7 protein-coding genes are annotated in these 8,615 nt (G+C 52.4%); all 7 read right to left on the reverse strand.

The genetic code is table 11. From position 1 onward, the window contains the following. Positions 1–3: 3 nt before the first annotated feature. Positions 4–1,413: a UDP-N-acetylmuramate--L-alanine ligase gene (gene murC, locus ACTHS8_RS04670; RefSeq protein WP_063076123.1), complete on the reverse strand. Its 1,410-nt coding sequence runs from the start codon at positions 1,411–1,413 to the stop codon at positions 4–6. 165 nt (positions 1,414–1,578) lie between these two features. Then, complete coding sequence (murG, locus tag ACTHS8_RS04675) at positions 1,579–2,646, reverse strand: undecaprenyldiphospho-muramoylpentapeptide beta-N-acetylglucosaminyltransferase (RefSeq protein ID WP_440373118.1); 1,068 nt, start codon at positions 2,644–2,646, stop codon at positions 1,579–1,581. Between the two features lie 4 nt (positions 2,647–2,650). Then, positions 2,651–3,913, reverse strand: a complete 1,263-nt coding sequence (locus ACTHS8_RS04680; RefSeq protein WP_308887907.1) for an FtsW/RodA/SpoVE family cell cycle protein — start codon at positions 3,911–3,913, stop codon at positions 2,651–2,653. A 271-nt stretch (positions 3,914–4,184) separates the two neighbouring features. Next, positions 4,185–5,681 carry an amidase gene (locus ACTHS8_RS04685; protein ID WP_440373119.1) on the reverse strand — a complete coding sequence of 499 codons (1,497 nt, stop codon included), beginning with the start codon at positions 5,679–5,681 and terminating at the stop codon, positions 4,185–4,187. A 203-nt stretch (positions 5,682–5,884) separates the two neighbouring features. Then, the gene (locus tag ACTHS8_RS04690; RefSeq protein ID WP_440373120.1) at positions 5,885–6,445 is read right to left on the reverse strand and encodes a L,D-transpeptidase family protein; all 561 of its coding nucleotides are present in this window, start codon (positions 6,443–6,445) and stop codon (positions 5,885–5,887) included. Positions 6,446–6,458: 13 nt separating this feature from the next. After that, positions 6,459–7,796, reverse strand: a complete 1,338-nt coding sequence (gene murD / locus ACTHS8_RS04695; RefSeq protein WP_440373121.1) for a UDP-N-acetylmuramoyl-L-alanine--D-glutamate ligase — start codon at positions 7,794–7,796, stop codon at positions 6,459–6,461. Positions 7,797–7,839: 43 nt separating this feature from the next. Further along, positions 7,840–8,615, reverse strand: a 776-nt coding sequence (locus tag ACTHS8_RS04700) for an SEL1-like repeat protein (RefSeq protein WP_440373122.1), incomplete at its 5' end; no start/stop codon positions are given.

Raw genomic sequence — 8,615 nt, forward strand, 5'->3', positions numbered from 1 at the left:
TTATTATGATTGTTTCGACAATTCCACCAATGCAGACGGAACGCGGTTAATGCTGCCGGCACCCATATTCAGTACAACATCGCCGTCTTGCAAAACATTCAGCAGCATTTGCGGCAGGTCGGCAACGTTTTCGCAGTAAATAGGCTCAAGTTTGCCCAATACGCGGATGGCGCGCGCCAAGGCGCGGGAGTCGGCTGCGGCAATCGGCTCTTCGCCTGCGGCATAAACTTCGGTCAACACCAGCGCATCAACGGTATTGAGGACTTTGGTAAAGTCTTCAAACAAATCGCGTGTACGGGTATAGCGGTGCGGTTGAAAAGCCAAGACCAAGCGTTTTTCAGGGTATGCACCGCGTGCGGCGGAAAGGGTTGCCGCCATTTCGACAGGATGGTGGCCATAATCGTCCACCAGCAAAGCGGTTCCACCGTTTGGTAATTTGATGTCGCCATATTTTTGGAAGCGACGGCCAACACCTTCAAAGCCAAGCAAGCCTTTTTGGATCGCTTCAACCGATGCGCCAACTTCCAGCGCAACGCCAATAGCCGCCAACGCATTGAGGACGTTGTGGCGGCCTGGCATATTCAAAACAACCTCAAACGGCTCTTGCTCATGTCCTTTCATTTGAACATGAACGGTAAATTTCATTTGCGCGCCGATGTTTTCAATATCGGTTGCGTAGATATCGGCAGTATCGTCCAAGCCATAAGTAGCATAAGGTTTGCTCACTTTGGGCAAAATCGCGCGGACGTGTTCGCTGTCGATACACAAAAACGCTTTGCCGTAGAACGGCATACGGTGGATGAAATCGACAAATGCCTGATGCAGTTTCTCAACGCTGTGGCCGTAAGTGTCCATGTGGTCTTCGTCAATATTGGTCACGACGGACATAATCGGAGTCAGGTACAGGAAAGAGGCATCGGATTCGTCGGCTTCTGCGACGATGTATTCGCCTTTACCCAAACGGGCGTTGGTACCTGCGGCATTGAGCTTACCGCCGATAACGAAAGTCGGATCAAGACCTGCCGCACCGAGAATAGAAGCGGTCAGGCTGGTTGTCGTGGTTTTGCCGTGCGTACCGGCAATGGCGATACCATCGCGGAAGCGCATCAGTTCCGCCAACATCAGCGCGCGCGGAATCACGGGAATCTGCTGTTCCAACGCGGCAACAACTTCAGGATTGTCTTTTTTAACGGCAGTAGAGGTAACAACCACGTCGGCACCGTTGACGTGTTCGGCAGTATGGCCTGGGTAAACTTGGATGCCGAGAGCGCTCAAATGCTCAGTAACGGCATTACGCGCCTGATCCGAACCGGAAACTTTAAAGCCCAAATTGTGTAAAACTTCGGCAATACCGCTCATGCCGACGCCGCCGATTCCGACAAAATGGATGTTGGTCACTCGATTTTTCATCATAACGTTGCGTTCCGGTTGGTTTTTAGTGCGTAAAGGCGTTATTTTAAAGGGCTATCCGCTTCTGCGCCATGCTTTTATTGTAAAGGAATTTTAACAAAAGCAATAAAGGCCGTCTGAAACGCCGTTAATCAACTTTTCAGACGGCCTTGAACAAAGTCTGCCTGCTTATTCGGTACAGGATATGGCAATTTCCGCCACATCGTCCGCACTGTGCGGCAACGCCAAGGTACGGGCATTTTTCGCCCATTTCAGGCATTTTTCACGGCTTAATCCGCCGAGGATTTCGGCCAGCTTTTCTGCCGTCAACTGGGTTTGAGGCAACAGCAAACCAGCTTCGGCCTGCACCATAAAGCGCGCATTAGCTGTTTGATGGTCGTCCACTGCGTGCGGATACGGCACCAGCAACGCACCCAAACCGGCAGCCGTCAGCTCGGCAATCGTCAGCGCGCCGGCACGACAAATCACCAAATCGGCATCACGGTAGGCCGACACCATATCAGTAATAAATTCGACGCACTCGGCCTGTACACCCAACGCATCGTAATCCGCCTGCAGGTTGCCCAATTTATTGCGGCCGGACTGATGATACATTTGCGGACGGGCCTCCTCAGGCAATAATGCCAAAGCTTGCGGAACGGTTTTGTTCAACACATCCGCACCCAAACTGCCGCCCACCACCAAAACTTTCAGACGGCCTTGACGGTTTTCAAAGCGTTCTTCAGGAACAGGCAATGCCGCAATATCGGCACGGACAGGGTTACCCACCAATCCGCCTTCATGTTGAAAGGCTTTCGGGAAAGCATACAGGACACGTTTTGCCCAACGCGATAGTTGGCGGTTGGACAAACCGGCTACGGCGTTTTGCTCATGAATCACAATCGGCACACCGGAAATTTTTGCCGCCAAGCCACCGGGGAAAGTAACAAAACCGCCAAAACCGATCACACATTCGACACGGTGTTTCTTAATAATCTGCTGCGCCGCACGGACGGTTTTATACAGCGTAAACGGCAACATCAGCTTACGCTTGATGCCGTTGCCGCGTATGCCTTTAATGGCCAGCGTTTCCAAGCGTATGCCGTATTGCGGCACGATACGCTCTTCCATCGAATCCTGACTGCCCAGCCAAATCACATGATGTCCGCGCTTCTGCAGCGACTCGGCAACCGCCAATGCAGGGAAAATATGACCGCCCGTACCGCCGGCCATCAGCATAAAAGTTTTACCGCTCATGGTTTTACTCCACCGAATAACCGCGCATTTTTTGGCGGTTTTCATAATCAATGCGCAATAACAAAGTAATGCACACCAGCATGATAAAGACAGCCGAACCGCCGTAAGACATAAACGGCAAAGTCAGGCCTTTAGTGGGCAGGATACCGATGTTTACACCGATATTGAAGAAACTTTGAATACCAATCCAAATACCGATACCATTGGCAATGTACGCGCTGAACATTAAGCCCGAATCACGCGCCTGCTTGCCAATGGAAAACGCACGCCACACCAGCCAGCCGTAGCAGAATACCAAAACCAGCATCCCGACAAAGCCAAATTCCTCGCCGATAACGGCAAAAATAAAGTCCGTATGCGCTTCAGGCAGGTAAAAACGTTTTTCCAAACTCGCACCCAAGCCCTCGCCAAACCAGCCGCCGCGCGCAATCGCCATTAAGGAATGCGTCAGCTGATAACCTTTACCCAAAGGATCGCTCCAAGGGTCCAAAAACGCCGCCACACGCGCCATACGGTAAGGCGCGGCCAAAATCAACAAGCCCATACCGCTCACAACGGTCGCCACCAATACGGCAAAATATTTCCACGGAAAGCCTGCCAAAAACAGCATACCCATGGTGATCACGACAATCACGACAAACGAGCCAAAGTCCGGCTGACCCATAATCAAAACCAAACCGACCGCCACCAACATTATCGGCAGAATCAAGGTCTTAAACTTGCGGAAACGTTCCTTTACCCTTACCCGAGCTTCACTTTTAAAAGGGCTGCACACCAAATCGCCAATACCGGTAAACAAAGACGACCAACCCAAAGAATCCAAATCACGCAACATTTCTTCACGGCGCGTAAACAGGCTGGACAAATACAAGACCGTCGCCAATTTGAAAAATTCGGTCGGTTGCAAGTTGAGCGGTCCTATATGAATCCAGCGCGTCGCACCGTTAATCTCACGGCCGACAAACAAAACCAGCAACAACAGCAAACCCGAAACAGCAAAATAAAACGGAATAATCCGCCGCCAGAAGCTCATCTTTAGCAGGAAAAGCGGCAAGCATATGGCCACCGTAAACAAGATAAACATTGCCTGCTTAGACACAAAAGAAAACTGGCTGCCCCCTTCCGATGCCGCATACGCAATAGAAGCCGAATAAATCATAATCAGGCTGAAGACCGTCATTAAGACGACCATCCACAAGAGAGAAACATCAAACTTCCGACCATCGCGCGCAATCGGCCGGTCAAGCATTTTGGAAAGACTAATCATGAAAACATCCGTAACGGCTTGAATAAAATATTCAGACGGCCTGCAAATGGGCAAGAGGCCGTCTGAAAAAATGAATTAACGTTATTTTAAAGGTTTATTTCCAAACCAACAATTCAGAATCTTTAAAGATGCCGGATTCCGACGTTCTTTGCGCCCTCCCCTACCCTTTGATACCGGCAAAAGGCCGTCTGAAAACGCTTTTATGTTCTCAGACGGCCTTGTATAAATTTTTTCTTCAGAAAAATAGGCTACTTTTTATCCAATACAAACCCTACGCCAACTGCGGTATTTCCGCCCACGGCTGTATCTGTTCCAACTGCGCGGCGAGGCGGAGCAGCGTGTCTTCGCGCCCGTGTGCGGCGGCGAACTGGGTACCGACGGGCAGCCCGTTATGCCGGTAAAGCGGCACACTCATGGCGGGGTTGCCGCTCATGTTCAGCGGCGACGTATAACCGACGTATTGCAGCGCGGCGGTGGCTTCTTTTTCTAAAAACGGGTTGTTTTTCAACAGAAAACCCAAACGCAGCGTGCCAAACAGCAGGCGCATGGCTTTTTGTGCTGCGGGCGACGGCATCATCTCGCCGATTTTCGGCGTGGTGCGCGGGCAGACGGGCGTCATTAACACGTCGTAGCGTGTGAAAAATGCTTTGGCGGCACGTTCCTGCGCCAGCATTACGTCGCGCGCCCATGCCATTTCGCCCGCACTGATTTGCCGCCCCTGCACAATCATTGCCCACGTTGTCGGTTCAAGCAAGCAGTGCGGCAGTTTTTGTCCGGTTTCGTATTGATATTGGTAGAACAGTTTTGCCGTTTCGCCCATGACGATGATGCGGGCGGCTCGGTTGAGCTGTTCAGGCGGTGCAAAATCGGGCGTGGCTTCTTCCAATTCGTGTCCCGCGTCTTGCATCAGTTTCAAACTATGGGCGAACGCGGCTTCCGTGCCTTCGTCGTTGCCGCCGCCAAACCATGTCTGCTTCCAAAAAGCGATTTTCAGACAACCTGTTTCTAGTTTCAGGCTGTCTGCAAAACCGTTTTCGGGCGGCGACGGGCAGGCATACAGGGCGCGGGCTTGGGTTTGGGCGGCGATGTCCAGCAAAACCGCGCTGTCGCGCACGCTGCGGGTCAACACATGGTCGCATACCAAACCTTGCCATGCCTCCGATGCGTTCGGCGCGTAACTGCTGCGGCCGCGCGTGGGTTTCAGTCCGAACACGCCGCAGTTGTGCGCGGGTAAGCGAATGGAGCCGCCACCGTCGCTGCCGTGCGCTGCGGGTACGACGCCCGAAGCCACTGCCGCCGCCGCGCCTCCGCTGCTGCCGCCCGCGGTGTAATCCAAATGCCACGGATTGCGCGTGATGCCGTAAATTTCGGTTTCGGTAACGGGATACGCGCCCCATTCGGGCGTAGTGGTTTTGCCGAACACGCGCAGCCCCGCATCGAGATAGGCTTGGGTCAAATCGCTGTTTTGTTTGGCAATGTAATGCTGCATCATACGCGAACCCGACCATGTCGGCGCGCCTTCCCAATCCGCCAGCAAGTCTTTGAGCAAAAACGGTACGCCCGCCAGCGGCGTATCGGCATTTTCAGACGACCCCTGCCACGCCGCCGCGCGTTCGCGCAAATCGTGCGCCAACAGATTGAGCTTGGGATTGACTTCGTCCAAGCGGTTTAAAGCAGCCTGCAACACTTCATCGGCACACACTTCTTTTTTGCGGATCAGCTCTGCCAAACCGACGGCATCGTAACGGATGTAGTCTTGAAAATTCATGGGTTTTCCTTTCGGATTGATGAACACACGTTTTTTCGGTCAGGCATGGCTGCCCGCCACCTCGCCGTTTGCCCGCATAGGCAAACTTTAAGAAACAGTAACACGGGTTAAAGGAAAAGAACAAGTTTGCCGTTGCAGCAAAAAGGTCGTCTGAAACCGCCTTAACGTTTTCAGACGACCTTTGAGGCAATGGCACACGAGGCTTACGGCAGAATTTCAATTTCTGCGTTGTGTTTCACGCTGCGGTAGAGCTCGTCGATTTCCTCGTCCGTTACCGCGATGCAGCCGTTGGTCCAGTCTTTTTGCAGGTGTTTTTTGCCGATAAAACCCCAACCGTTTTTCATGCCGTGGATTTTAATCAACCCGCCCGGACTTTTGCCTTGTACCGCAGCGTAGGTTTTGTCGGCTTCGTTAGGGTAGGAAACGCCGAGGTTTTTATAGTAGCCGCTGTTGGGATTACGCTCATTGATGCGGTATTTTCCTTCGGGCGTTTTGCCGTCGCCTTCAAACTGTTTATGCCCGACCGGCTGCTTGCCCAACGAAATGGGATAGGTTTTCAGCAACTTGCCTTGGTAATACGCCGACATGGTGCGCTTACTTTTATGTACGACTAATCTGTCGATAACTGCATCTTCAGGCAACGGCGTTTCGCTTGGTGTGGTAACGGTTGTCGTAGAACGAATCGGTGCGGCAAACCAAAATACTAAAGCGGCGACAGCCAAAAGTACGACTGTCGCCAAGCCGATTTTCAACCCGACTTTCATCTTTCAGACGGCCTTACAAAGCTTTGAACGCTTCGATAAACACTTCCGAACGGTGCGCATAGCCTTTAAACATATCAAAGCTCGCACAAGCCGGACTGAGCAACACGATATCACCCGCTTCGGCTTGGGCGTATGCCGTCTGAACCGCTTCTTCCAAAGTGGCGCAGTCGGTCATATTCAGACCGCAACCGTCCAAATCGCGGCGGATTTGCGGCGCATCGACACCAATCAAGAACACGCCTTTTGCCTTGCCGACAAGCGCGTCGCGCAGGGGCGTGAAGTCCTGCCCTTTGCCCATGCCGCCCAAAATCACGAAGAGCGGATTTTGCAAACCGGCAATCGCGGCGGCGGTCGCGCCGACGTTCGTGCCTTTGCTGTCGTCGATGAACACCACGCCGTTTTTCTCGCCGATTTTTTCCACGCGGTGCGGCAGGCCTTGGAAGGTTTTAACGTGTTCGAGCAACTCGTTTCGCGGCAAACCGATAGCCTCACACAAAGCCACGGCAGCCATAACGTTGGCGGCGTTGTGCAGACCTTGCAGCGGAATGTCTTGCGTGGCAATCAAATCTTCATTGCCTTGTTTCAGGCGGCCTGTCTCACGTTCCAACCAAAAATCAGCTTCGTGTTCCAACGAAAACCATTTCACCTCGCGCCCGGCACGCTTCATGGCGTGGCAGAACACGTCGTCTGAATTTAAAACCTGCACGCCATCGCCACGGAAAATCTTATCCTTGGTATGCGCGTAATCAAGCAGGTCGTCGTAGCGGTCGAGGTGGTCTTCGGAAATGTTCAGCACCGTCGCCGCAGTCGGGCGCAGACTTTCGGTGTTTTCCAGTTGGAAGCTGGAAAGCTCCAACACCCACACGTCCGCCTTTTTGCCTTCGCGCTGCAATTCCGCCTCCAAAACCGGCGTGCCGATATTGCCCGCGATAACGGTATCCAGCCCGCACTTGATGCAGAGATAGCCGACCAAGCTCGTTACCGTGGTTTTGCCGTTGCTGCCGGTAATCGCAATCACCTTGTCGCCGCGACGGTTCACAATGTCCGCCAGCAATTCGATGTCGCCCAACACGCGTCCGCCGTTTTGCTTGAACGCCTCGATATCCGGCTGCCGCTCGCTGATGCCGGGGCTGAGCGCCAGAATATCGAAACCGTTGTCCAACGCATCTTTCAGACGACCCGTGTAAAACACCAGCCCGTCAAACATCTTACCGATTTGCGACACGCGCTCAGCTTTCAGCTCCGCATCATACGCAGCCACCTCCGCACTGTTTTTGCGCAGATAGGCAATCATGGAAATACCCGTGCCACCAAGCCCGGCGACGAGGATTTTTTTGTTTTGAAAAGTCATTTTGGTTTTGTCCTAAGTTTTCTCAGACGGCCTTTAGAAAAATTCAATATCCTGCCTGATTCAATTCTCGATAATTATCACAACCTTGTTGAGATCCATTATCACAAGCCTGGCCATACCATTCCTTAGCAATCACAAGATTTTGCCGAACTCCTTGTCCTTGGGTATACATCACACCCAAATTATATTGTGCCTCGGCATCCCCTTGTTCTGCCGCCTTCCGATACCACTGCACTGCCTGTGCATCGTCTTGACGGACTCCTTGCCCGTTAGCATACATCACACCCAAATTAGATTGGGCATCGGCCAATCCTTGTTCTGCCGCCTTACGATACCACTGCACTGCCTGTGTATCATTTTGACGGACTCCTTGCCCGTTGGCGTACATCACACCCAAATTATATTGGGCATCAGCCAATCCTTGTTCTGCCGCCTTACGATACCACTGCACTGCCTGTATATAGTCCTGACGAACTCCTTGCCCGTTGGTGTACATCACACCCAAATTATATTGCGCTTTAGCATGCCCTTGTTCTGCTGCCTTGCGATACCACTGCACTGCCTGTGCATAGGCTTGACGGACCCCTTGTCCATCATAATACATGACACCCAAATTATATTGGGCATCGACATGCCCTTGTTCTGCAGCCTTGCGATACCACTGCACTGCCTGTGCATAATCTTGACGGACTCCTTGCCCATTGGCATACATCCAACCCAAATTAAATTGAGCTTCTGCATCCCCTTGTTCTGCAGCCTTGCGATACCACTGCACTGCCTGTGCATAATCTTGACGGACTCCTTGCCCATTGGCATACA

Source organism: Neisseria sp. P0016.S008 (genome assembly GCF_051957775.1).
In the GTDB taxonomy this organism is placed as follows: Bacteria; Pseudomonadota; Gammaproteobacteria; order Burkholderiales; family Neisseriaceae; genus Neisseria; species Neisseria flavescens_B.

What these genes read in the sequence shown, in the direction of transcription:
- murC (WP_063076123.1), bottom strand. Translation starts at nt 1,413, where the DNA reads ATGATGAAAAATCGAGTGACCAACATCCATTTTGTCGGAATCGGCGGC.
- murG (WP_440373118.1), bottom strand. Translation starts at nt 2,646, where the DNA reads ATGAGCGGTAAAACTTTTATGCTGATGGCCGGCGGTACGGGCGGTCAT.
- ACTHS8_RS04680 (WP_308887907.1), bottom strand. Translation starts at nt 3,913, where the DNA reads ATGATTAGTCTTTCCAAAATGCTTGACCGGCCGATTGCGCGCGATGGT.
- ACTHS8_RS04685 (WP_440373119.1), bottom strand. Translation starts at nt 5,681, where the DNA reads ATGAATTTTCAAGACTACATCCGTTACGATGCCGTCGGTTTGGCAGAG.
- ACTHS8_RS04690 (WP_440373120.1), bottom strand. Translation starts at nt 6,445, where the DNA reads ATGAAAGTCGGGTTGAAAATCGGCTTGGCGACAGTCGTACTTTTGGCT.
- murD (WP_440373121.1), bottom strand. Translation starts at nt 7,796, where the DNA reads ATGACTTTTCAAAACAAAAAAATCCTCGTCGCCGGGCTTGGTGGCACG.